Origin of the sequence: Mycobacterium europaeum (assembly GCF_034555895.2) — a bacterium.
GTDB lineage: Bacteria > Actinomycetota > Actinomycetes > Mycobacteriales > Mycobacteriaceae > Mycobacterium > Mycobacterium europaeum.
The window spans coordinates 3,979,278-4,001,424 of the sequence record NZ_CP157315.1 but is presented as its reverse complement, the minus strand read 5'-3'; the positions used below and the strand labels follow the sequence as shown (position 1 = coordinate 4,001,424).

General features: G+C 68.7%; 21 protein-coding genes, 1 tRNA gene and 1 pseudogene. 14 read left to right on the top strand and 9 right to left on the bottom strand.

The window, feature by feature from the left end; translation table 11 throughout:
• The first annotated feature begins 30 nt into the window (after positions 1-30).
• Genes U8D42_RS18405 through U8D42_RS18380 form a run of 6 tightly spaced genes read left to right on the top strand, consistent with a single transcriptional unit; the run spans position 31 to position 6,779 of the window.
• On the top strand, positions 31-1,635 hold the full coding sequence (locus U8D42_RS18405; protein ID WP_322858683.1) for an amidohydrolase: 1,605 nt from the start codon (positions 31-33) through the stop codon (positions 1,633-1,635).
• 50 nt (positions 1,636-1,685) lie between these two features.
• Positions 1,686-2,612 carry an o-succinylbenzoate synthase gene (locus U8D42_RS18400; protein ID WP_348636979.1) on the top strand — a complete coding sequence of 309 codons (927 nt, stop codon included), beginning with the start codon at positions 1,686-1,688 and terminating at the stop codon, positions 2,610-2,612.
• On the top strand, positions 2,609-3,391 hold the full coding sequence (locus U8D42_RS18395) for an alpha/beta fold hydrolase (RefSeq protein ID WP_085240891.1): 783 nt from the start codon (positions 2,609-2,611) through the stop codon (positions 3,389-3,391). Before U8D42_RS18400 ends, U8D42_RS18395 begins: the two co-directional genes overlap by 4 nt.
• Positions 3,392-3,419: 28 nt before the next feature.
• Complete coding sequence (gene menD, locus U8D42_RS18390; protein WP_322858685.1) at positions 3,420-5,045, top strand: 2-succinyl-5-enolpyruvyl-6-hydroxy-3-cyclohexene-1-carboxylic-acid synthase; 1,626 nt, start codon at positions 3,420-3,422, stop codon at positions 5,043-5,045.
• 7 nt (positions 5,046-5,052) lie between these two features.
• Complete coding sequence (locus U8D42_RS18385; RefSeq protein ID WP_322858686.1) at positions 5,053-5,586, top strand: DUF3592 domain-containing protein; 534 nt, start codon at positions 5,053-5,055, stop codon at positions 5,584-5,586.
• Positions 5,587-5,624: 38 nt separating this feature from the next.
• Complete coding sequence (locus U8D42_RS18380) at positions 5,625-6,779, top strand: glycosyltransferase family 4 protein (RefSeq protein ID WP_322858687.1); 1,155 nt, start codon at positions 5,625-5,627, stop codon at positions 6,777-6,779.
• 8 nt (positions 6,780-6,787) lie between these two features.
• Here U8D42_RS18380 and U8D42_RS18375 read toward each other — a convergent pair whose 3' ends face one another.
• On the bottom strand, positions 6,788-7,609 hold the full coding sequence (locus U8D42_RS18375; RefSeq protein ID WP_322858688.1) for an SDR family oxidoreductase: 822 nt from the start codon (positions 7,607-7,609) through the stop codon (positions 6,788-6,790).
• A gap of 55 nt (positions 7,610-7,664) precedes the next feature.
• On the opposite strand from U8D42_RS18375, the gene U8D42_RS18370 reads away from it, so the two are divergent.
• Complete coding sequence (locus U8D42_RS18370; RefSeq protein WP_322858689.1) at positions 7,665-8,357, top strand: demethylmenaquinone methyltransferase; 693 nt, start codon at positions 7,665-7,667, stop codon at positions 8,355-8,357.
• A 7-nt stretch (positions 8,358-8,364) separates the two neighbouring features.
• On the opposite strand, the gene U8D42_RS18365 is transcribed toward U8D42_RS18370, so the two are convergent.
• Positions 8,365-8,718, bottom strand: coding sequence for a DUF732 domain-containing protein (locus tag U8D42_RS18365; protein ID WP_085240896.1), 354 nt, complete (start codon positions 8,716-8,718; stop codon positions 8,365-8,367).
• A 92-nt stretch (positions 8,719-8,810) separates the two neighbouring features.
• Positions 8,811-10,052, bottom strand: a complete 1,242-nt coding sequence (gene menJ / locus U8D42_RS18360; protein WP_322858690.1) for a menaquinone reductase — start codon at positions 10,050-10,052, stop codon at positions 8,811-8,813.
• A gap of 21 nt (positions 10,053-10,073) precedes the next feature.
• On the opposite strand from menJ, the gene grcC1 reads away from it, so the two are divergent.
• From grcC1 to U8D42_RS29390, 3 genes and pseudogenes are all read left to right on the top strand, one after another.
• A complete protein-coding gene (gene grcC1, locus U8D42_RS18355) occupies positions 10,074-11,090 on the top strand; it encodes a nonaprenyl/(2E,6E)-farnesyl/geranylgeranyl diphosphat synthase (RefSeq protein WP_085240897.1) in 1,017 nt (338 codons plus the stop codon).
• A gap of 79 nt (positions 11,091-11,169) precedes the next feature.
• Entirely contained in the window at positions 11,170-12,030 is an 861-nt protein-coding gene (gene htpX / locus U8D42_RS18350) for a zinc metalloprotease HtpX (protein WP_322858691.1), read from the top strand.
• Between the two features lie 198 nt (positions 12,031-12,228).
• Positions 12,229-12,585: pseudogene (locus tag U8D42_RS29390) on the top strand (type II toxin-antitoxin system HicB family antitoxin).
• A 12-nt stretch (positions 12,586-12,597) separates the two neighbouring features.
• On the opposite strand, the gene U8D42_RS18335 reads toward U8D42_RS29390, so the two are convergent.
• The gene (locus U8D42_RS18335) at positions 12,598-14,151 is read right to left on the bottom strand and encodes a SulP family inorganic anion transporter (protein WP_322858693.1); all 1,554 of its coding nucleotides are present in this window, start codon (positions 14,149-14,151) and stop codon (positions 12,598-12,600) included.
• A gap of 244 nt (positions 14,152-14,395) precedes the next feature.
• Positions 14,396-15,421, bottom strand: a complete 1,026-nt coding sequence (locus tag U8D42_RS18330) for an NAD(P)H-dependent glycerol-3-phosphate dehydrogenase (protein ID WP_322858694.1) — start codon at positions 15,419-15,421, stop codon at positions 14,396-14,398.
• A 313-nt stretch (positions 15,422-15,734) separates the two neighbouring features.
• On the opposite strand from U8D42_RS18330, the gene U8D42_RS18325 reads away from it, so the two are divergent.
• Positions 15,735-17,078, top strand: coding sequence for a trypsin-like peptidase domain-containing protein (locus U8D42_RS18325; protein ID WP_322858695.1), 1,344 nt, complete (start codon positions 15,735-15,737; stop codon positions 17,076-17,078).
• 21 nt (positions 17,079-17,099) lie between these two features.
• Here U8D42_RS18325 and U8D42_RS18320 read toward each other — a convergent pair whose 3' ends face one another.
• Together U8D42_RS18320 and U8D42_RS18315 are read right to left on the bottom strand one after the other, a co-directional pair.
• Positions 17,100-18,611 carry a flavin-containing monooxygenase gene (locus U8D42_RS18320; RefSeq protein WP_322858696.1) on the bottom strand — a complete coding sequence of 504 codons (1,512 nt, stop codon included), beginning with the start codon at positions 18,609-18,611 and terminating at the stop codon, positions 17,100-17,102.
• A gap of 96 nt (positions 18,612-18,707) precedes the next feature.
• Positions 18,708-19,199 carry a YajQ family cyclic di-GMP-binding protein gene (locus U8D42_RS18315; RefSeq protein ID WP_068062458.1) on the bottom strand — a complete coding sequence of 164 codons (492 nt, stop codon included), beginning with the start codon at positions 19,197-19,199 and terminating at the stop codon, positions 18,708-18,710.
• Between the two features lie 69 nt (positions 19,200-19,268).
• Between U8D42_RS18315 and U8D42_RS18310 the strand changes: the two genes are divergently transcribed.
• The 3 genes from U8D42_RS18310 to U8D42_RS18300 all read left to right on the top strand — a co-directional run bounded on the left by U8D42_RS18310 (position 19,269) and on the right by U8D42_RS18300 (position 20,380).
• Positions 19,269-19,352 (top strand) — tRNA-Tyr (locus U8D42_RS18310).
• A 32-nt stretch (positions 19,353-19,384) separates the two neighbouring features.
• Positions 19,385-19,663, top strand: a complete 279-nt coding sequence (locus U8D42_RS18305; protein ID WP_322858697.1) for a hypothetical protein — start codon at positions 19,385-19,387, stop codon at positions 19,661-19,663.
• Positions 19,664-19,825: 162 nt separating this feature from the next.
• Positions 19,826-20,380, top strand: a complete 555-nt coding sequence (locus U8D42_RS18300; protein ID WP_322858698.1) for a DUF2202 domain-containing protein — start codon at positions 19,826-19,828, stop codon at positions 20,378-20,380.
• 25 nt (positions 20,381-20,405) lie between these two features.
• Here the strand turns inward: U8D42_RS18300 and U8D42_RS18295 are convergent, their stop codons facing one another.
• Together U8D42_RS18295 and U8D42_RS18290 are read right to left on the bottom strand one after the other, a co-directional pair.
• Positions 20,406-21,131 (bottom strand): peroxiredoxin, encoded by a 726-nt coding sequence (locus U8D42_RS18295; protein WP_322858699.1) that lies wholly within the window; start codon positions 21,129-21,131, stop codon positions 20,406-20,408.
• 244 nt (positions 21,132-21,375) lie between these two features.
• Entirely contained in the window at positions 21,376-22,143 is a 768-nt protein-coding gene (locus U8D42_RS18290) for a metal ABC transporter permease (protein ID WP_322858700.1), read from the bottom strand.
• Between the last annotated feature and the right edge of the window lie 4 nt (positions 22,144-22,147).

Genomic DNA, 22,147 nt, shown 5'->3' with positions numbered 1-22,147 from the left:
CGCCCCCTTGACCCACTAGCATTCCTGCGCATGGTCGCCGCAGATCTCGTCGTCATCGGAACCGTTCTCACCGTCGACGAGTCGCGCCCCACCGCCGAGGCGCTCGCCGTCGCCGACGGGCGCATTGTCGCCGTGGGGAGCCGGTCGGACGTCGATGCATACATCGGTCCCGAGACTCAAACCGTCGACATCGGCGACGGCTGTGTCATGCCGGGATTCGTTGAGGCGCACGGCCATCCGCTGATGGAGGCGCTGGCGCTGTCGGACCGGATCGTCGACATCCGGCCGGTCACGCTGCCCAATGCCGACGACGTCGTCGCCGCGGTGCGACGTGAGGTCGCCGCCAGGGGAGCGGCCGGCGCCTACCTGAACGGCTGGGATCCGCTGCTGCAGCACGGGTTGCCCCGGCCGACGCTGGCCTGGCTCGACGACATCGCGCCGGACGGGCCGCTGATCATCATCCACAATTCCGGGCACAAGGCCTTCTTCAACTCCCACGCGGCCCGGCGCGTCGGCCTCGACCGCGACACCCCGGATCCCAAGGGGGCCCGCTTCGGCCGCGACGCCCACGGCGATCTGGACGGCACCGCCGAGGAGACCGGCGCGGTGTTCCCGCTGCTGGCCGGCGCCATCGCACCGAGCGACTTCCCGGCGATGCTGCGCGCCGAATGCGCCCGGCTCAACCGCGCCGGGCTGACCACCTGCTCGGAGATGGCCTTCGACCCGACGTTCGGGCCGCTGGTCGAGCAGCTGCGCGACGAGTTGACCGTCCGGCTGCGCACGTACGAGATCTCCAACCCGCAGATGCGCACCGACGCCACCCCGGGCCAGGGCGACGACATGCTGCGCCAGGTCGGCATCAAGATCTGGGTGGACGGTTCGCCGTGGGTGGGCAACATCGCCCTGTCCTTCCCGTACCTGGACACCGAGGCCACCCGCACCATCGGGGTGCCGCCCGGCTCCTGCGGCCACGCCAACTACACCCGCGAGCAGCTGGCCGAGATCGTCGGCGCCTACTTCCCGCTGGGCTGGCCGATGGCCTGCCACGTGCAGGGCGACGCCGGTGTGGACCTGATCCTCGACGTCTACGAGGAAGCGCTGCGCCGCCACCCGCGCCCCGACCACCGGCTGCGCCTCGAGCACGTCGGCGCGATCCGCCCCGAACAGCTGCAACGCGCCGCCGACCTCGGGGTCACCTGCAGCATCTTCGTCGACCAGATCCACTACTGGGGCGACATCATCGTCGACGGCCTGTTCGGGCCCGAGCGCGGATCCCATTGGATGCCGGCCGGTTCCGCGGTGGCCACCGGAATGCGCATCTCCCTGCACAACGACCCCCCGGTCACGCCCGAGGAGCCGCTGCGCAACATCAGCGTCGCCGTGACCCGCACGGCGCCCAGCGGCCGGGTGCTGGCACCCGAGGAACGGTTGACCGTCGAGCAGGCGATCCGCGCGCAGACCATCGACGCGGCCTGGCAGTTGTTCGCCGACGACGTGACCGGCTCGCTGGAGGTCGGCAAGTACGCCGACCTGGTGGTGCTGTCCGCCGACCCGCGGACGGTGCCGCCCGAGGAGATCGCCGACCTGCAGGTGCGCGCGACCTATCTGGCGGGCCGCCGGGTCCACGGCGAGTGACGCCGTCCCTGACGGACCTGCTCGACCGCCTGCACGTGGTCGCGCTGCCGATGCGGGTGCGGTTCCGCGGCATCACCACCCGCGAGGTCGCCCTGATCGAGGGACCCGCTGGCTGGGGGGAGTTCGGTGCCTTCCCGGAATACGCGCCGCCCGAGGCCGCGCACTGGCTGGCGTCGGCCATTGAGTCCGCCTACCGCCGCCCGCCGCCGCCGCGGCGCGACCGCATCCCGATCAACGCCACCGTGCCGGCCGTCGAGGCCGCCCGGGTGGACGAGGTGCTGGCCCGGTTCCCGGGGGCCCGCACGGCCAAGGTGAAGGTCGCAGAACCCGGTCAGACGCTGGCCGACGACGTCGCGCGGGTCAACGCCGTGCGTCGACGCGTGCCGACGGTGCGGGTGGACGCCAACGGCGGGTGGAGCGTGGAGCAGGCGGTGCGGGCGGCGGCCGCCCTGACCGCCGACGGCCCGCTGGAATACCTCGAACAGCCGTGCGCGACCGTCGAGGAACTCGCGGAGCTGCGCCGGCGGCCGGACCTGCCGGACGTTCCGATCGCCGCCGACGAAAGCATCCGCAAGGCCGACGACCCGCTGGCCGTGGTCCGCGCCCGCGCCGCCGACATCGCCGTGCTGAAAGTGGCCCCGCTGGGCGGCATTTCGGCCATGCTGGCGATCGCCGCGCAGATCGACATCCCGGTCGTGGTCTCCAGCGCGATCGACTCGGCGGTGGGAATCGCCGCCGGGCTGGCCGCCGCGGCGGCCCTGCCGGAGTTGGACCATGCCTGCGGCCTGGGTACCGGTGGGCTGTTCGTGGAAGACGTGGCCGCCGTCGCCCCGCCCACGGACGGCACCCTGCCGGTCGGCCAGGTCACGCCCGATCCGGCGCGGCTGCGCGCCCTGGCGGCGCCCGCGCAGCGGCGGCAGTGGTGGATCGACCGGGTCAAGGCCTGCCACGCGCTGCTTGTACCGTCGTTGGAGTGATCAACCTGGCTTACGACGACCGCGGCTCGGGCGAGCCCGTGGTCTTCATCAGCGGCCATGGCGGCGCCGGCCGGACCTGGCACCCGTACCAGGTTCCCGCGTTCCTGGCGGCCGGATACCGCGTCATCACGTTCGACAACCGCGGGATCGGCGCCACCGAGAACGCCCAGGGATTCACGACGCAGACCATGGTGGCCGACACCGCGGCGCTGATCGAGGGGCTCGGCGCCGCCCCGGCCCGCGTCGTCGGGATGTCGATGGGTGCGTTCATCGCCCAGGAACTCATGCTCGCCCGGCCCGAGCTCGTCAGCTCGGCGGTGTTGATGGGCACCCGGGGCCGCATGGACAAGACCCGCGAGTTCTTCCGCGACGCCGAGGCCGAACTGGCCGACGCCGGCGTCCAGGTGCCGAGCTCGTACGAGGCGAAAATCCGTCTGCTGGAAAACTTTTCGCATAAAACGCTGAACGACGACGTCGCGGTCGCGGACTGGATCGCGATGTTCTCCATGTGGCCGGTCAAGTCCACCCCGGGGATGCGTTGTCAGCTGGACGTCGCGCCGTACACCAACCGGTTGCCGGCCTACCGCAGCATCGCGACGCCGGTGCTGGTGATCGGCTTCTCCGACGACGTCTTGACGCCGCCCTATCTGGGCCGAGAGGTCGCCGACGCGCTGCCCAACGGCCGCTACCTGCAGATCGCCGACGCCGGCCATCTCGGGTTTTTCGAGCGCCCGGATGCGGTCAACGAGGCGGCGCTGAAGTTCTTCGCCAGCAACTAGTTCTTTCGGGTTGTGACAGGCTGTACTGGTGAACCCCTCGACGACACAGGCCCGCGTCGTCGTCGACGAGCTGATCCGTGGCGGCGTCCGTGACGTGGTGTTGTGCCCCGGGTCGCGAAACGCGCCGCTGGCGTTCGCGCTGGCCGACGCCGACCGGTCCGGGCGGATCCGGCTGCACGTCCGCATCGACGAGCGGACCGCCGGCTACCTGGCCATCGGGCTGGCGATCGCGGCCGGCGCCCCGGTGTGTGTCGCGATGACGTCGGGCACCGCCGTGGCCAACCTCGGCCCGGCCGTCGTGGAAGCCAACTACGCGCGGGTGCCGCTGATCGTGCTGTCGGCCAACCGGCCCTACGAAATGCTGGGCACCGGGGCCAACCAGACCATGGAGCAGCTGGGCTACTTCGGCACCCAGGTCCGCGCGGCCATCAGCCTCGGCCTGGCCGAGGACGCCCCCGAACGGCTGGACGCCCTCAACGCCACCTGGCGATCGGCCACCTGCCGGGTCCTGGCGGCCGCCACGGGATCTCGCACCGCCAACGCCGGCCCCGTGCAGTTCGACATCCCGCTGCGCGAACCGCTGGTGCCCGATCCCGAGCCGCACGGCGCCGCCGTCCCGCAGGGACGGGCCGGCGGGCGGCCGTGGACCTACACGCCGCCGGTCACGTTCGACCAGCCGCTGGACATCGACCTGACGCCCGACACGGTCGTCATCGCCGGCCACGGCGCCGGCGCGCAGCCCAACCTCGCGGAGTTGCCGACCGTCGCCGAGCCGACGGCCCCGGCCCCCGCCAACCCGCTGCACCCGCTGGCCCTGCCGCTGCTGCGCCCCAAACAAGTGATCATGCTCGGCCGCCCTACCTTGCACCGGCCGGTGTCGGCGCTGCTGGCCGACCCGAAGGTGCCGGTCTACGCGTTGACCACCGGGCCGCGCTGGCCGGACGTCTCGGGCAACTCGCAGGCCACCGGCACCCGGGCGGTCACCACCGGCACCCCGAATCCGGCCTGGCTGCAGCGCTGCGCGGAGGTCAACAGGCACGCCAACGACGCGGTGCGCGGCCAACTCCGGGCGCACCCGCTCACCACGGGCCTGCACGTCGCGGCGGCCGTGGCCGACGCGCTGCGGCCCGGCGACCAGCTGGTGCTGGGGGCGTCCAATCCGGTCCGCGACGCCGCGCTGGTCGGCCTGGACACCCACGGCATCCGGGTGCGCTCCAACCGCGGGGTCGCCGGCATCGACGGCACCGTCTCCACCGCGATCGGGGCCGCCCTGGCCCACGAGGGGCGCACCGTCGCGCTGATCGGCGACCTGACGTTCGTGCACGACAGCTCCGGGCTGCTGATCGGCCCGACCGAGCCCACACCGCACGGGCTGACCATCGTGGTCTCCAACGACAACGGCGGCGGCATCTTCGAACTGCTCGAGCAGGGCGACCCGCGGTTCTCCGACGTGTCGTCGCGGGTCTTCGGCACACCGCACGACGTCGACGTGGGGGCCCTGTGCCGCGCCTATCACGTCGAGAGCCGGCAGATCGAGGTTGACCAGCTCGGCGCCGCCCTCGACGAGCCCGCGGCCGGCATGCGGGTGCTCGAGGTCAAGGCCGACCGCTCGTCGCTGCGGCAGTTGCACGCCGCGATCAAGGCGGCCCTGTGAGGGCCCGGTGAACTACGCGAAGAGATTGCTGCACATCCTGATTCACGGCCGCAGTGACCGGCCGCCGAGCACGCGCTCCAGGATTGCGTTGCGCTGGGCCCGCGTCGCGGTGCTCATCGTGACGGCCTTGGTCACGCTGCAGTCGGTCCTGCTGGTCGCCGGCGCCTGGCGCAACGACCTTGCGATTCAACACAACATGGGGGTGGCGCAGGCCGAGGTGCTCAGCGCCGGTCCGCGCCGCTCCACCATCGAATTCGTCACACCCGAACGGGTCACGTATCGTCCGGAACTCGGCGTGCTGTACCCGTCGCATCTGGCCACGGGCATGCGCATCTACGTCGAGTACAACAAGAACGACCCCAATCTGGTTCGCGTGCAGCACCGCAACGCGGGGCTGGCGATCATCCCGGCGGGCTCGATCGCGGTGGTGTGCTGGGTGGCGGCGACGCTCCTGCTGATCGGCCTGGCGGTGCTGGACAAGCTGCTGGACCGGCGTGCTGAGACGTCCGACCAGCAGATTTCGCACGACGTATGCCCGTAGGCAACCTTGCCGAAAGTCGGCGCTGACACTGTGGTGTTGTGCGCGTTGCCATCGTCGCCGAATCGTTCCTGCCGGAAGTCAACGGTGTCAGCAACTCGGTGATCCGGGTTCTCGAGCACCTGCGCCGGACGGGTCACGAGGCCCTCGTCATCGCCCCGGACACCCCTCCCGGTGCGGTCCCGGCGGACCGGATTTACGACGGGATCCGCGTGCATCGCGTTCCCTCCCGGATGTTCCCGAAGGTGACCACGTTGCCGCTCGGCGTGCCGATGCCGCGGATGGTGAAGGTGTTGCGCGGATTCGACCCGCACGTCGTGCATTTGGCCTCGCCGGCGTTGTTGGGTTACGGCGGGGTGAAGGCGGCCCGGTGGCTGGGCGTGCCGACGGTCGCCGTGTATCAAACGGACGTACCGGGTTTCGCGGCCAGCTACGGCATCCCGATGACGTCACGCGCCGCGTGGGCCTGGTTCCGCCATCTGCACAGCCTCGCCGACCGCACCCTGGCGCCGTCCAGCGTGACGATGGAATCTCTTGTAGCACATCGTTTCCCGCGGGTCCACCACTGGGCGCGGGGGGTGGACGTGCTGCGGTTCGCCCCGTCGGCGCGTGACGAGGAGCTGCGGCGGCGCTGGTCGCCGCAGGGCAAGCCGATCGTCGGCTTCGTCGGCCGGCTGGCGCCGGAGAAGCACGTCGAGCGGCTGATCCCGCTGGCGGTGCGGGACGGGATACAACTCGTCATCGTCGGTGACGGTGTCGACCGCGCCAAGTTGCAAAAGGCCATGCCCACAGCGGTTTTCACCGGGGCTTTGTACGGTGACGAACTCGCGGCGGCGTATGCCAGCATGGACGTCTTCGTGCATCCCGGCGAGCACGAGACGTTTTGCCAAGTCGTGCAGGAAGCGCTGGCGTCGGGGTTGCCGGTGATCGCCCCCGACGCCGGCGGCCCACGTGACCTCGTCACGCCGTGGCGCACCGGTTTGTTACTGGGCGTCGACGAGTTCGAGTCGAAGTTGCCCGCGGCCGTCGCCCATTTGATCGACGAACGGCAGCGTTACGCACTGGCCGCCCGGCGCAGCGTGCTCGGCCGTAGCTGGCCGGTCATCTGCGACGAGCTGCTCGGCCACTACGAGGCGGTGCTGTCGCCGTTTGCCCGCCGGCGGGCGTTCGCCAAGCGGTACGCGCAGGGCCAGTGAGCTGACGGTCAGCCCTGCGCCAGTTCGGCGACGGGCTGCCATTCCTCCCAGCTGCGCAACCGGCTCTCGTAGTCGGCCTTCGCCGTTTCCAGCGGCGACGTACCGAAAAACGCTCGCAGCGGTGGCTTTTCGGCGTCGACCACCTTCAGCAGCGCTGCGGCGGACGCCTCCGGGTTGCCCGGGCTGGCCCAGCGCTTGCTGCGCTCGGCCTGCACGGCCGCGCGCACGTCGTCGTACGCCGGCAGCGGATCGGCGTGCCTGGCCGAGTCGCCGGCCCAGTCGGTGTCGAAGCCGCCCGGCTCGATCAGCGTGACGTGCACCCCGAACGGGGCGACCTCCTGGGCCAGCGCCTGCGAAAAGCCTTCCAGCGCCCACTTGGACGCGTGGTACATGCCGACCAAGGGGAACGCGGTGATGCCCCCGATCGAGGACACCTGGACGATGTGCCCGCTGCCCTGCCCGCGCAGGTACGGCAGCGCGGCCTGGGTGATCCACAGCGCCCCAAAGACGTTCGTCTCGATCTGATCGCGGGCGTCCCGTTCGGAGAGTTCCTCGATGAACCCGAACTGCCCGTAGCCGGCGTTGTTGACGACGATGTCCAGGTGGCCGAAGTGGTCGTGGGCGCGCTTGACCGCGGCGAAATCGGCGTCTCGGTCCGTGACGTCCAACTCGATCGGCAGCAGCGCGTCGTAGCGCTCGGCCAGGTCGTCGAGTGACGCCGTGTTGCGCGCCGTCGCGGCCACCTTGTCGCCGCGTTCCAGCGCCGCGATCGTCCATGCCCGCCCGAAACCGCGCGATGTACCGGTGATGAACCACACTTTTTCAGTCACGCAGTGTTGCAACGCCGATGTCGCCGTCTAATTCCCGAGAGGTAGCGTCTCTGTCATGAGTCGCGCGGCCTTGGACAAGAATCCCCGGGACGTAGCGTCGATGTTCGACGGCGTCGCCCGCCGCTATGACGTGACCAACACCGTGCTGTCGCTGGGGCAGGACCGGTACTGGCGCAAGGCCACCCGGTCGGCGCTGGCGATCGGGCCGGGCCAGAGGGTGTTGGACCTGGCCGCGGGCACCGCGGTGTCCACCGTCGAGCTGCAGAAGTCGGGGGCCTGGTGTGCGGCGGCCGATTTCTCGGTCGGCATGCTCGCGGCGGGCGCGGCACGCCACGTGCCGAAAGTCGCCGCCGATGCCACCCGGCTGCCGTTCGGCGATGACGTATTCGACGCTGTCACAATCAGTTTCGGGTTGCGCAACGTCGTCGATCCGCAGGCGGGGCTGCGCGAGATGCTGCGGGTCACGCGGCCGGGCGGCCGATTGGTGGTGTGCGAATTCTCCACGCCCACCAACGCGCTGTTCGCCACCGTCTACAAGGAGTACCTGATGCGGGCGTTGCCCCGGGTGGCGCGCGCGGTGTCGAGCAATCCCGACGCCTACGTCTACCTCGCCGAGTCGATCAGGGCATGGCCCGACCAGGCCGGCCTGGCGCGCGAGATATCCCGGGCCGGTTGGGCCGCGGTGCGGTGGCGCAACCTGACCGGCGGGATCGTTGCCTTACACGCGGGCTACAAGACCCTGCGTTGAGAAGGACCTAGTGGGTGCCGGCGCGCTGCACGAAGCCGATCTGGTCCGGGCAGTAGTGGTCCACCGCGGCGCCGAGGAACTGGAACGCCTGGCCCTGGGTGGTGCCCCGGGGCAGGTTGCGCTGGATGAAATTGGCCGACTTGTACGGGTCGCCGTCCACGCCGCGGCCGATCCGGTCGCAGGTGATCTTGCCCAGCCACGCCAACTGGTCCTGCGGCTGATAGATGCCGAAGCCGTTGACGGTGTTCTTGAACGGCGCGTCGTAGTCGTTGGATGGCGGCGGCGAGGCCAGCGCGGGCGCGGCCAGCGCGATGGCGGCGGCGGCCAGGCCGCCGATAGTAGCCAGCTTCGTTCCCTTCATTAGCCGGACTATACACCGCACGCCTGAACCGTGCGGAAAATTGCCGACGGCCGCTGTCCGCCCGGCCCGCCGTTCGCGCAGGTCAACGGCCTTCAGCTGAACGGCGCCCGGCGATCGATCAGCCGGGACAGCCGTCCGGCGCCCCGCCAGGCCCGCGCCACCCAGTCGGCGTCGTCGTCGGTGACCAGGTTGGCCATCACCCGCACCGCGATCGTCATCAACCTCGGGGACCGCATCGCGATCGGCCCGGTCGCGGGCAGAAACCGCTGGAACGTCAGCAACAGGGCCAGCCGGCGCGCCACCGAGAACCCCCGGCCGTAGTGCTCCTGCAGCAGCGACGGCCACACCTGCGACAGGTCTTGAGACAGGCCACGGCAGCCCAACAGCTCGGCGGCCAGCCGCCCCGTCTCCATGCCGTAGTCGATGCCCTCGCCGTTCAGGGGATTGACGCAGGCGGCGGCGTCGCCGATCAGCATCCAATTGGGTCCGGCCACCCCGGACACGGCGCCACCCATCGGCAGCAGCGCCGACGACACGGCCCGCGGCGGGCCCTCGAAGCCCCACTCGTCGCGGCGCAGGTCGGTGTAGTACTCGATCAACGGTCGCAGCGCCAGGTCGGCCGGCCGTTTGGACGTCGACAACGCCCCGACGCCGATGTTCACCTCGCCGTTGCCCAACGGGAAGATCCAGCCGTAGCCGGGCAGCACCTTGTCCTTGGAGCCGTCGGGTCCGCGCAGCTCGAGATGGGACGTCAGCCATGGGTCGTCGGCGCGCGCGGTGGCCAGGTATCCGCGGGCGGCGACGCCGTACACGGTCTCCTGATGCCAACGCCGGCCCAGCTTGCGGCCCAGCGAAGACCGCGCCCCGTCGGCCACGATCAACCGCCCGCAGCCCACCTCCGTGCCGTCCGCCAACGTCAGCGAGACCACACGCCTCGACGAGTCATGATGAACCGCAACGGCTTTCGTTCCCAACATCATTCGCGCGCCGGAATCCTCGGCGACCTTGCGGATGCGGTCGTCCAACTCGAGTCGGGCCACCGCGCTGCCGGTCGACGGGAATGACGGCCCCGGCCAGCCGACTTCCACCTCGCCCCCGAACCCGCTCATCCGCAGGCCCCGGTGGCGGATGCGGGTGTCCAGCCAGTCGCCCAGCCCGAGGCGTTCGCACTCCGCGACCGCGCGCGGGGTCAGCCCGTCGCCGCAAGCCTTGTCCCGGGGAAAGCTGGCGGAGTCGATGACCAGCACGTCGGTGCCCGCGCGCGCGGCCCAGGCGGCGGCCGCGGAACCGGCCGGTCCGGCGCCGACGACCACCAGGTCGGCTCGGGTCTTCATGTCCACCAGTATGTTGGTCGCGTGAGGACTCCGGCGACGGTGGTGGCGGGCGTGGACTTCGGCGACGCCGCGTTCGCGGCGACCGTGCGCGACGGCGTCGGGCGCATCGAGCAGCTGATGGACACCGAGCTGCGCAGCGCCGACGAGGTGATGACCGAGTCGCTGACGCACCTGTTCAAGGCCGGCGGCAAGCGATTCCGGCCCTTGTTCACGGTGCTGTCCGCCCAGATCGGGCCGAACCCCGACGCGCACGATGTGACCATCGCCGGCGCGGTCATCGAGATGGTGCACCTGGCCACGCTCTACCACGACGACGTGATGGACGAGGCGGAGGTGCGCCGCGGGGCGCCCACCGCGAACGTCCGCTGGGGGAACAACGTCGCGATCCTGGCCGGCGACTACCTGTTCGCCACGGCGTCGCGGCTGGTCTCGCTGCTGGGGCCGGAGGCGGTCCGGCTGATCGCCGAGACGTTCGCCCAGCTGGTGACGGGCCAGATGCGCGAGACGCGTGGCCTGACGGGCGCCGCCGAGGGGGCGGACCCCGTCGAGCACTACCTGAAGGTGGTGTACGAGAAGACCGCCTGCCTGATCGCCGCGGCGGGCCGGTTCGGCGCCATGTTCTCGGGCGCCGATGCCGAGCAGGTCGAGCGGCTGAGCCGTCTCGGCGGCATCGTGGGCACCGCCTTCCAGATCTCCGACGACATCATCGACATCGACAGCGACTCGCACGAGTCGGGCAAGCTGCCCGGCACGGACCTGCGCGAAGGGGTACAGACCCTGCCGATGCTCTACGCCCTGCGCGAACCGGGGCCCGACGCGGCGCGGCTGGCCGAGCTGCTGGCGGGTCCCATCGACGACGACGACGCGGTGGCCGAGGCGCTCGCGCTGCTGCGGGCGTCGGCCGGCATGGCGAGGGCCAAGCAGACGCTGGCGGAATATGCGGGCCAGGCGCGCGACGAGCTGGACCTTTTGCCCGACGTGGCCGGCCGGCGCGCACTGCAGACGCTGGTCGACTACACCATCAGCCGACACGGCTGACGCGTCGCGGAACCGTGGGGCCCGCCTCGGGCGTTGAATGGGATGTACTGAGCGGAACTCGTGTCGTAGGAGGACACCGATGACCTGGCATCCCCATGCCAACAGGCTGAAGACCTTCGCCCTGTTGGTCGGTATGTCCGCGTTGATCGTGTTTGTCGGATCGCTGTTCGGCAGGACGGCCATGTTCCTGGCGGTGCTGTTCGCCGTCGGGATGAACATCTACACGTACTACAACAGCGACAAGCTCGCGCTGCGGGCCATGCACGCACAACCGGTGTCCGAACTGCAGGCGCCGGTGATGTACCGGATCGTGCGCGAGCTGGCCACCGCCGCGCACCAGCCGATGCCCCGGCTCTACATCAGCGACACCAACGCCCCGAACGCCTTCGCGACCGGCCGCAACCCGCGCAACGCCGCCGTCTGCTGCACCACGGGCATCCTGGGCATCCTCGACGAGCGTGAGCTGCGCGCGGTGCTCGGGCACGAGCTCTCCCACGTCTACAACCGCGACATCCTGATTTCCTGCGTCGCCGGCGCGATGGCGTCGATCATCACCGCCCTGGCCAACATGGCCATGTGGGCCGGCATGTTCGGCGGTAACCGGGACGGCGAGAATCCCTTTGCGCTGCTGCTGGTTTCGCTGCTGGGGCCGATCGCCGCGACCGTGGTGCGGTTGGCGGTGTCGCGGTCTCGGGAGTATCAGGCGGACGAATCGGGCGCGGTGCTGACCGGCGACCCGTTGGCCCTGGCCTCGGCGCTGCGCAAGATCTCCGGCGGGGTGCAGATGGCCCCGCTGCCGCCGGAGCCGCAGCTGGCCAGCCAGGCGCACCTGATGATCGCCAACCCATTCCGCGCGGGCGAGCGGATCGGGTCGCTCTTCTCGACGCACCCGCCGATCGAGGACCGCATCCGCCGGCTGGAGGCGATGGCGCGGGGTTAGCGCTCTCCCTAAGGATGCTTGCGTCGCCGATTTTGATATCGCCCGCGCTATCAAGTTCGAAGTGAGCCGCATGGTCTGGAGACCCGGGCCCGCCGGAGCACGGCCCCCGGGCATCCAACACTCGTCGCCCCCCGCCCCCGCCCCCGCTGGGGATGAGTGACTCCCGGATTTGATATCGCCCGTGCTATCAAATCCCGCGTGAACCGCTACACCTACCGCGCGCAGTGGCTGCCCGACTACAACGAATACCTGGGCGTGTGTATCGAATTGCCCTATATGAGGCGCGAAGCGCCCACGGCGCCTCAGGCCGTCGCCGCCATCGAGCAGGCCGTCAAGGAGCACGTGGAAGCCCTGTGAGCAACCGGAGAGCTGCCGCCAGAATCGCTCTCCGAACGCCGCTACAGCGGGAAGTTTCTCGTCAGAACCTCGCCGCAACTGCATGCCCGCCTCGCGCTGGAAGCCATCGAGCAGGGCGTGCCGATGAACCAGTGGATAGTCCAGAAGCTCAGCGGCCGGGCGCCGAGCGAAACCTTCGGCCTCTCGGGCTATGACTAGCTCGGCGCCCAATCAGGCGGCCGCCTCGGGCCTTTCGGGTTCGATCAGCTCGCCCGGATCCTGGCGAGCGGCGTGGCCGGTCTCCAGCCTGCCCAGGATTCGGACCGTGCCGCCGTTGGCCTCGTGCTGGTGCTGCCAGTCGCTGACCGCCTGATGCGCCGCGTGATCCAGGTAGTGCACCGAAACCTCCACGGTGACAACGCTTCCGTTCGGGATCGACGCCAGCACCCGCGTCAGCCGCGGGAGCGCCAGGAACGTGCACGCCGCACCCTCGATCACCACCTGCCACTCGTCGCCGACCGGCTTGGCCTCGACCCGGGCACGGATCACCCGCCAACCGGTCAACGCGATGGCCAGCGCCAGGCCGATCATCACGCCGTGCAACAGGTTGAGAAAGACGACGCTGACGGCGGTCACGACGTACACCGCGAGATCGCCGTGCTTCATTGCGGTTTCGATGTGGGCCGGCTTGAGCAGCTGAATGCCGATGACGATGAGCAGCCCCGCGAGTGCGGCGGTGGGGATCTCTTCGACCAGCGCCGCGAATGGAATGGTGAACAGCAGGATCCACACGCCGTGCAGCAGGGCCGAGGCCCGCGTTTTTGCGCCCGCGTTGACATTGGTCGAGCTGCGGACGATCACGCCGGTGACCGGCAATCCGCCGACGGCACCCGAGACCATGTTGGCGGCGCCCTGTCCCACCAACTCCCGGTTGAAGTCGGTGCGCGGCCCGTGGTGCATCCTGTCGACCGAGACGGCCGACAGCAGGCTCTCCACGCTGGCGATGAGCGCGACGGTGATTACTCCGATCGCGATCGCGCCCCAGTTGCCGTGCGGGAGGTCGGGCAGCTGCAGCGCGTCCAGCGGCGAGCCCTCGAGGTCGATCCGGCGCACCTCGAACGGGAAGACGACCGACACCAGCGTCACGGTCACGATCGCGACCAACGGGCCCGGAATGCGGCGCACCGTGGCCGGAACCCACCGCCACGCGACGAGGATGACGATCACCAGGGCGCCGAGGACGACGCCGGGGCGGTGCGCGCCGATGATCTGGCCCGGCAGCCCGATCAGGTTGTGCCACGCCGTGCTCTTGGATTTTCCGCCCAGCAACACATGGGCTTGCTGGAGCGCGATCGTGATGCCGATGCCGGCCAGCATGGCGTGCACGACCACCGGTGAGATCGCCAGAACCGCCCGTGCGACGCGGCTGAGTCCCAGTAACACCTGCAGCCCGCCCGCGGCTACGGTGACCAAACATGTTACGCCCCAACCGAAATCGGAGACCAGGTCGGCGACGACGACGGTCAGCCCGGCCGCCGGGCCGCTGACCTGCAGCGGTGACCCGCCGAGGGCGCCCACCACGATGCCCCCGACGATCGCGGCGATCAGCCCGGCGAGCACCGGGGCGTTGGAGGCGATCGCTATCCCCAATGACAACGGGAGTGCAACCAGGAAAACGACGAGCGAGGAAGGCAGGTCATGTCGGATGATCGACCGCACCCGGTCCTTGCCCCCGTGCGCGCCGTGGTCTTGAGGTTGATTGCCGAGCTGTTCGATGTCCTGCATCGGTCTCGTCCCTCGTTAGGAGTTAGCGGGGGAGGTTCCGATACCCGCCCGTGCGGCGCTGTATTACGTCGACGTAACACCTTGGCGCACAGCAAGTTACGACCCGGCCGGGCCCATGGGTCCGCGGCCGGGAACCTCTGGCTGCCCGATCGACCGTATTTTGCTGGCAAACGCCGGGTCAAGCCGATGGGACAAGCCCATATGGAATCCAAAGATTTAAATTCCGCGCCGCCGAACGGCCAGCTCAGAAGCCCGAACCGTACACCTCGTGGCCGGGCACCTCGGCGATCAGGCCGCGATAGGCCTCTTCGACGGTCGAACCGTGGTTGATCACCGCATCGACTTCGCGGGCGATCGGCATGCTCAGCCCGAACTCGTTGGCGAACTCCATGATCACGCTGGCGGCCTTGACCCCCTCGGCGACCTGGTTCATCGAGGCGATGATCTCGTCGATCGGCTTGCCGGCGCCCAGTTGCTCACCCACGTGCCGGTTGCGGCTGCGCTGGCTGGTGCACGTCACGATGAGGTCGCCCAGGCCGGCCAGGCCGGGGAAGGTGTCGGGATTGCCGCCCATGGCCACGCCGAGCTTGGTCATTTCGCGCAGCGCGCGGGCGATCACCAGCGCCCGGGTGTTCTCCCCGATGCCCAGCGAGTAGCCCATCCCCACCGAGATGGCGTAGACGTTCTTAAGCGCCCCGGACATCTCCACGCCGACGACGTCGTCGGTGGTGTACACCCGGAAACGCCGGGTGCGGAACAGCCCGGACAGCCGGGTCGCCAGATGCTGGTCGGGCATGGCCAGCACCGCCGCCGCGGCGTAGCCCTCGCCGACCTCGCGCGCGATGTTCGGCCCCGCCAGGATTCCCGCCGGATGACCCGGCAGCAGCTCCTCGACGATCTGCGACATCCGCATGTTGGTGCCCTGCTCGAGGCCCTTGACCAGAGACACCACCGGCACCCAGGGCCGCAGCTCTTTGGCCAGCTCGGTCAGCACACCCCGGAACCCGTGGGAGGGAACGCCCATCACCACGACGTCGGCGCAGCTGGCCGCCTCGGCGAAGTCGGTGGTGGCGCGCAGGGTATCGCTGAGCACCGCATCGTTGCCGAGGTAGCGGCTGTTGCGGTGGTTCTCGTTGATGTCCTTGGCGGTCTCCTCCGAGCGCACCCATTGCAGCGTCGGTCCGCGGCGCGCACAGATGGAGGCCACCGTGGTTCCCCAGGAGCCGCCACCGAGAACAACGACGTTGGGTTCGCGCGTCTGCACTGCCATGGCGATCAGCGTATTGCCGACACCTCAGATTTAGTAGCAGTTCACGAACCAATGACCCGGCACCCGGGGACTTCGGTCCCTAGTCCCGTGGCGCGGCGCGCCGGATCGTCAACGTCAAGAACCCGCGAAGGGAGAAATCATGTCCCGCCGAGCCGGCCTCTTGACCAGGAGGCGCCCGCCGAGCCGCAGCTTGGCGTTGCTGTCTGCTACCGCCCTCTCGCTGCTTGGGTCGCCAGGCATCGCATCCGCCGATGGCGGCCGTCCGCAGACCAACCCGGAGGAAAGGGCGGCGGCCATGATACGGCCCGCCGTCATGTACTTCACTGCCGAAGCCGCCGGGTGGGTCCGGCTGCCCACCGGCAAGATACTGCCGCACTACAGCGAACCCAACACCAACCGGGCCTTCGACGCCGCCTGGGGCTGCACGGCCTTCGTCGTGAATCCCGACGGCTGGGTGGCGACCGCCGGCCACTGCGTCGACCCGGAGGAGGCCAAGAACGCGATCCTGCGACATGCCGCCACGGACTACATCGCCGAATTCCCGGACTCGCCCGAGGCGGCGGACCCTGAGCAAGCGGTGGACTGGCTGCGTGCGAACGCGCACGTTGAAGGAACCACCGCCGACCGCGGCCCCGAGATCAGCATCACGCTGCTCTACGGCAGCGGTACGAAGGTCGCCGGCAAGATGCCCGCGAACGTCGTCGACTTCAAGCCGCTCGACAAGGGCGATGTCGCCCTGCTGAAGGTGGAGAAGCACAACCTGCCGTCGTCCGAGCTGGCCACCGACGCCGACGTCAACATCGGCACCTCGGTTCTCGCCGTGGGTTTCCCGGGGAGCACCGAGCGTGTCACCGATCCCTCCCTGGACCCGACGAACAAGAGCGGCAAGGTCAGCAAAAAGTCCTCCGTGGGAACCATCCCGGAGTATGAGATCGATGCAGCGGTATCCCCGGGGATGAGCGGCGGGCCGACCATCGAGCTCAACGGCAAAGTGATCGGGCTGAACAGCTTCGGCCCCACCGGCGAACCGCAGGCGTTCAACTTCATCGCACCCGCGGACGGCCTGGCCGCGATCCTGGCAGGCAAGGGCGTCAAGGCGACGCTCGGACCGGCCGACGTGTCCTACCGCAAAGGACTCGACGCGTACTACGCGGGTCACTACACCGACGCGATCAAGGATTTCGACCAGGCCCTCTCGATGTCACCCGATTATCCCGGCGTGGCCGATCTGAAGACCAACGCGGTCAATCTGCGGGCCAAGTACGGTGATGTGTCGGTGCCCGGAACCTCGAAATCGCGGTGGTACCTCTTGGGTGGCATTGCGCTGCTGCTCGCCGTGGGCGGCGGTGTCGTCCTCGTTGCGCTGACACGCCGTCGGCGTCGACCCGCTCCAGCCGGGGTCCCGGGGTTCCAGCCGTTCCCGGGCGGGCCGGTCCCGGTGGGCGGGCCGCAAGCCGGAACCCTCCCTCCGCAGGCCGCGCCACCGGTTGCCCCGGCGCCCACGCCGGAAACGCCCGGCACCGTCCAGCCCGGGGGCATAGCCGTCGCGCAACCGTCGACTTCAACCGAACCCCACTTCTGCGCGAGCTGTGGAGCCGAGCACCATCCCGCCGAGAAGTTCTGCCCGAACTGCGGGAAGCAGATCTCTGCCGGGTGATCCGGCGCGTGCCGGTCCGGCTCAGCCCGCCAATGCCGCCCAGTCGGCGACGCGCCCGAACACCATCGCCTCCTCGATGCGGTCGAAGCGGTAATCGATGGCGTCCGCCAGGTAGTTCTGCCGCACGTTCCACGGCCGCCTGGTGCCCGATTTCGGCAGCGCGTGCACCGACCGCAGCACGTAGCCGGCGTTGATGTCCCAGGACGGCTTCTCGGTCATCGGCTCGTTGCCGCGATGCGGGTAGGCGTGCGTGTAGCCGTGAGCGGCCATGTGCGCCAGCAGTTTTGCCGTGGCCCGGGCGGTGATGTCGGCGCGCAGCGTCCACGAAGCGTTGGTGTAGCCGACGCACCAGAACAGGTTGGGCACGTCTTCGAGCATGTGCGCCTTGTAGACGAAGCGGTCGTTGGTCTTGACCTCGGTGCCGTCCAGGCTGATCGCGGTCCCGCCCAGGGCCTGCAGCTGCAGGCCGGTCGCGGTGACGATGATGTCGGCGTCGAGGTGCCCGCCCGATTTCAGCGCGATGCCCGTCGCGTCGAAGTGGTCGATGTGGTCGGTGACCACGTCGGCGCGGCCCTCGGTGATGGCGTTGTACAGGTCGGCGTCGGGGATCAGGCACATCCGCTGGTCCCACGGGTTGTACCGCGGCTTGAAGTGGGTGTCGACGTCATAGCCGGGGGGCAGGCTGCTGATCGCCTTGCGCCGCAGCAGCCACCGCACCAGCCCCGGCGCCTTGCGCGACAGGGCGAAGAACACCGCCTCGGTGAGCGCGCTGTACATCCGGACGACGAGGTGAGCCGGCTTACGGGGCAGCACTTTCCGCGCGACCGCGGCGACCGTGCCGTATTTCGACGCCGAGATGAGGTAGGTGGGGGAGCGTTGCAGCATGGTCACCTTGGCGGCCCGGTCCGACAGCGAGGGCAGCAGCGTGACCGCGGTGGCCCCGCTGCCGATCACCACGATCTTCTTGCCGGTGTAGTCCAGGTCCTCCGGCCAGTGCTGCGGGTGGACCACCGTGCCGCCGAACGTTTCGATGCCGGGGAATTCGGGGGTGTAGCCCTCGTCGTAGTTGTAGTAGCCGCTGCCGAAGAACAGGAACCGGGCGCGGTAAAGCTTGGGCGCCCCGTCCTGCTCGACGGTGACCGTCCAGGTGTCGGTGGACGAATCCCAGTCGGCCGAGCGGACGTAGGCGTTGAACCGGATGTGGCTGTCGATGCCGTACTTGCGCGCCGTGGCGACCAGATACTCGCGGATGTGGACACCGTCGGCCACGCCCTCCCTGCGCGTCCACGGCTCGAACGGGAAGGACAGCGTGAAGATGCTGCTGTCCGAGCGCACGCCCGGGTAGCGGAACAGGTCCCACGTGCCCCCGATCTGCGCGCGCCGCTCCAGGATGGTGTAGGTCAGCTGTGGGTTGCGCTCGCTGATCCGGTAGGCCGCATCGATGCCGGAGATGCCGGCGCCGACGATGATGACGTCGGAGTAGTCGGCCTCGGTCGGTGTCGCGTCGCCGGCTTCCTGGGGAGTCACGGTCATCGTGAACCTCGCTCACATTGTGGGGCTGGTCACTAGATTAGGCACCCACCGGTTGGCCGGGCCAGTAATGGTCACACCGAGCGTTCGCCGGGTCCGCTACCGGTAGTTGACGAACTGCAGCGCGACGTCCAGGTCGGCCTGCTTGAGCATCGAGATGACGGCCTGCAGGTCGTCGCGCTTCTTGCTGGTCACGCGGATCTCGTCGCCCTGGATCTGCGTCTTGACGCCCTTGGGCCCCTCGTCGCGGATCAGCTTGGTGATCTTCTTGGCGTGCTCGCTGTCGATGCCCTGCTTGAGGGTGCCGCTGACCTTGTAGGTCTTGCCGGACGCCTGCGGCTCGCCGGCGTCGAAGGCCTTCATCGAGATGTCGCGGCGGATCAGCTTCTCCTTGAAGACGTCGACGGCGGCCTTGACGCGTTCCTCGGTGGACGACGTCAGCTCGATAGCCTCCTCGCCCTTCCACGCAATCGTGGTGTCCGTGCCGCGAAAGTCGAAGCGGGTGGCCAGCTCCTTGGCGGCCTGGTTGAGTGCGTTGTCGACCTCTTGGCGCTCGACTTTGCTGACAATGTCGAACGATGAGTCCGCCATGCGATCCGTCCCTTCATCCCGTGATGGCCGTTTGTGCTTTGTCTACCCCCTCGTTGTAACCTGTCTGGCGGCAGGTTGCCCGAGCGGCCAATGGGAGCGGACTGTAAATCCGTCGCGAAAGCTTCACAGGTTCGAATCCTGTACCTGCCACCACCGTCGATACCCAGGTTCTTGATTTGCGACTTGTGGACGACTACTGGGCCGACGTTACTGGTGGGCTGAGCAGATGCGTCGACGTGTCGGCGTTAGATGTCGCGAACCGGATCGTCACCGAGTCTGAGTTCGCCGTGAACGCTCTTGATCCCTACCAGGCCGCCTTGACTTCTTGGGACATCTTCAAGCCGTATGTCTTTTTTGAGGTTGCGGCGCAGGTTAACTCGCAGGTGTCACTTCTCCGTGCAGCAGACCCCTTCTTCACTGAGGTCTCAGGCCCGGCGAGGCTGAGCTGCCGTAGCGGGCGATGAATCCGACATGGCGGTCCTAGTGCCGGGGATCACCGTTAAATATCCTGACGTCAGGCGAGTATGTTCCTGCCTCCTGCGTTCGGTTGGCGTTGAACATGGCTGCCGAATATGCGTAGTCGATCCGACCGGTATCGGGTGGCCGAACATGAACGGAGTCATCGGATGAATGTCGACGACAGCTCGCGACCGGCGGCCGGTGGTCCGTTATCCGATGGCGAGCGGGCGGATCTGGTCCTGATGCGCGAGGAGGAACGGCTGGCGCGCGATTTGTACCGGCGGTTCCACCAGGCGTGGGGCGTGCCGATCTTCGACAACATTGCCGCCAGCGAGCAGCGTCATTACGACGCGATCGGGCGACTGCTCGAGCGCTACGACGTGCCCGATCCGTCGGTAGGCCAGCCGCCCGGGACCTACGCCGACACTGAACTGCAGGGCGCCTACGACGCCTGGCTCGCCCGGGGACTGTCCTCGGTCGAAGGGGCGTACGCGGCCGGAGTCGAACTCGAAACCGGTGACATAGCCGACCTGTCTGCGGCCGTGCAAGGCAGTGACCAGGCAGCCATCCATAGGGTGTATGAGAACTTGCGGGCCGCTTCCGAGAACCACCTGCGGGCGTTCGAAGCCGCGGTCTCAGGGCGGCCGATAGGCGGCGGTCGAGGGTGGCGCCGGCGCGGTGGGGATGGTTGCGGCGGTGGGCGCGCACGCCGCGATAGTTGAGGCGGGTGGGCGCCGGCGTTCGGCGTCACTTGGCGCGGATGGCGTTCTCCACGTCGGTCTCGCTGATCTGTTTGGTGCAAAAGAACCAGTCCTCGCACTCGAGGCCTTCTTCGGCGCCGGCCATGCGGTCGGCTGCCACACCGCAGGACTCCGCCGGCGGAACGATGACCGGGTCGCCGGGTCGCCAGTCGGCCGGGGTGGCGACCCCGAAGGCGTCGGCGGTCTGCAGTGCCTTGATCAAGCGCAGCAGCTCATCGAAATTGCGGCCGGTGCTCAGCGGGTAGTAGATGATCGTGCGGATGACGCCCGCCGGGTCGATGACGAAGACCGCCCGCACGGCCTTGGTGGAGGCCTCGCCGGGCATGATCATGCCGTACTTCTGAGCGACCTCCATGGTGACGTCCTCGATCAGCGGGAAGGTCACCTCGACACCGCTCATGCCGTTGAAGGTGATCTTCTCCTTGATGGTGCGCAGCCAGGCGATGTGGCTGTAGAGACCGTCCACCGACAGCCCCACCAGTTCGGTGTTGTAGTCCCGGAACTGCTGCTGCATCCAGGCGAAGGTGATGAATTCGCTGGTGCACACCGGGGTGAAGTCGGCGGGGTGTGAGAAGAAAATGGCCCACTTCCCTTTGTAATCGGCGGGGAAGTTGATCGGGCCTTGCGTGGTGTCCGCGGTGAATTCGGGGGCGGGATCGCCGATCCTGGGCATCGCAAACACGATCTGGGCGGGCGAATCGATTTCCGTCATAGCGCTTACTGTGCGTCAGTCGATCGCCGGAGTCCACCGCTTGGATGTCGGCGGCGGTTTTCCAGCCGAACGGTTTGGGGTCTGCGCACCGGTGATCGGCGAAGTCGTACCACTCGGCCGGCCCGAAGCGTTGGGGTCCGAGTGTGAAAAGTGTGGGGCGGTGCTGGTTTACGGGAAACCCTGCCTCGGCCCCGCCGCTGCCCTACCTCTTTGCGGTCCATGCAGGGACGACGAAAGAGCTGAGCTACCGGTACCGGGCGCACGGCAACGTGAGCAGAAACGCTGCAGCGCTCACGAGAACGATCAGCGGCCCGGCCGGGAATCGCGTGACCTGGAATAGGGCGATGCCGAGCATCGCTGATGCGACACCGATCGTGGTCGCGCCGAGGGTGTACTGTCGCAGGTCCTTACCGACGTTTCGCGCGGCGGCAGGGGGAATCGCCACAAGCGCTGCGGTCAATAGCCCGCCCACCATCTTCACCCCGAGCGCCACTATGACTGCGATTAAGAACAGGTAGAGCAGGTTGTACCGCTTGACGTCGACCCCCTCGGCAGCGGCGAGTTCTTCCGAGATATTTCCCAGCACCAGTTTTGGGTAGGCGCGATTGACGGCGACCATGACGGCGAGCGACGCGGTGACGGATAGTGCGGTGCCGCCCAGGCTGGCCTTGGAGATGTCTCCTACCAGGGCGGCCTCGGCTTGATCGATCGGCAGAAATAGGAAGGCGACCGCTACGCCGGAGGCGAACACGAGGGCGGTCAGCGCTTCCATTGGCAGCTTCGTTCGCATTTCGAGCAGCCAGATCAAGATCACCCCGAGGATGACAAAGGGGAACGCCCCGAGGGCGACGTCGAAACCCCAAAGTAGCGCCAGGGCGATTCCCGGCAGGGTCAGATGGCCGAGCGGCCCGGCCACCAGCGCCATCCTGCGGCTGAGCATCAGGGAGCCGAGATAGGCGGCGGCGCCGCCGATGAACGCCCCCGAGATCACGCTGAGAAGCAAGGTGGGCATCGGC

Excerpts from the sequence above, each read along its gene's own strand:
- U8D42_RS18405 (WP_322858683.1), top strand. The coding sequence starts at position 31 with ATGGTCGCCGCAGATCTCGTCGTCATCGGAACCGTTCTCACCGTCGAC.
- U8D42_RS18400 (WP_348636979.1), top strand. The coding sequence starts at position 1,686 with ATGCGGGTGCGGTTCCGCGGCATCACCACCCGCGAGGTCGCCCTGATC.
- U8D42_RS18370 (WP_322858689.1), top strand. The coding sequence starts at position 7,665 with ATGAGTCGCGCGGCCTTGGACAAGAATCCCCGGGACGTAGCGTCGATG.
- U8D42_RS18365 (WP_085240896.1), bottom strand. The coding sequence starts at position 8,718 with ATGAAGGGAACGAAGCTGGCTACTATCGGCGGCCTGGCCGCCGCCGCC.
- menJ (WP_322858690.1), bottom strand. The coding sequence starts at position 10,052 with ATGAAGACCCGAGCCGACCTGGTGGTCGTCGGCGCCGGACCGGCCGGT.
- htpX (WP_322858691.1), top strand. The coding sequence starts at position 11,170 with ATGACCTGGCATCCCCATGCCAACAGGCTGAAGACCTTCGCCCTGTTG.
- U8D42_RS18335 (WP_322858693.1), bottom strand. The coding sequence starts at position 14,151 with ATGCAGGACATCGAACAGCTCGGCAATCAACCTCAAGACCACGGCGCG.
- U8D42_RS18330 (WP_322858694.1), bottom strand. The coding sequence starts at position 15,421 with ATGGCAGTGCAGACGCGCGAACCCAACGTCGTTGTTCTCGGTGGCGGC.
- U8D42_RS18325 (WP_322858695.1), top strand. The coding sequence starts at position 15,735 with ATGTACTTCACTGCCGAAGCCGCCGGGTGGGTCCGGCTGCCCACCGGC.
- U8D42_RS18320 (WP_322858696.1), bottom strand. The coding sequence starts at position 18,611 with ATGACCGTGACTCCCCAGGAAGCCGGCGACGCGACACCGACCGAGGCC.
- U8D42_RS18315 (WP_068062458.1), bottom strand. The coding sequence starts at position 19,199 with ATGGCGGACTCATCGTTCGACATTGTCAGCAAAGTCGAGCGCCAAGAG.
- U8D42_RS18300 (WP_322858698.1), top strand. The coding sequence starts at position 19,826 with ATGAATGTCGACGACAGCTCGCGACCGGCGGCCGGTGGTCCGTTATCC.
- U8D42_RS18295 (WP_322858699.1), bottom strand. The coding sequence starts at position 21,131 with ATGACGGAAATCGATTCGCCCGCCCAGATCGTGTTTGCGATGCCCAGG.
- U8D42_RS18290 (WP_322858700.1), bottom strand. The coding sequence starts at position 22,143 with ATGCCCACCTTGCTTCTCAGCGTGATCTCGGGGGCGTTCATCGGCGGC.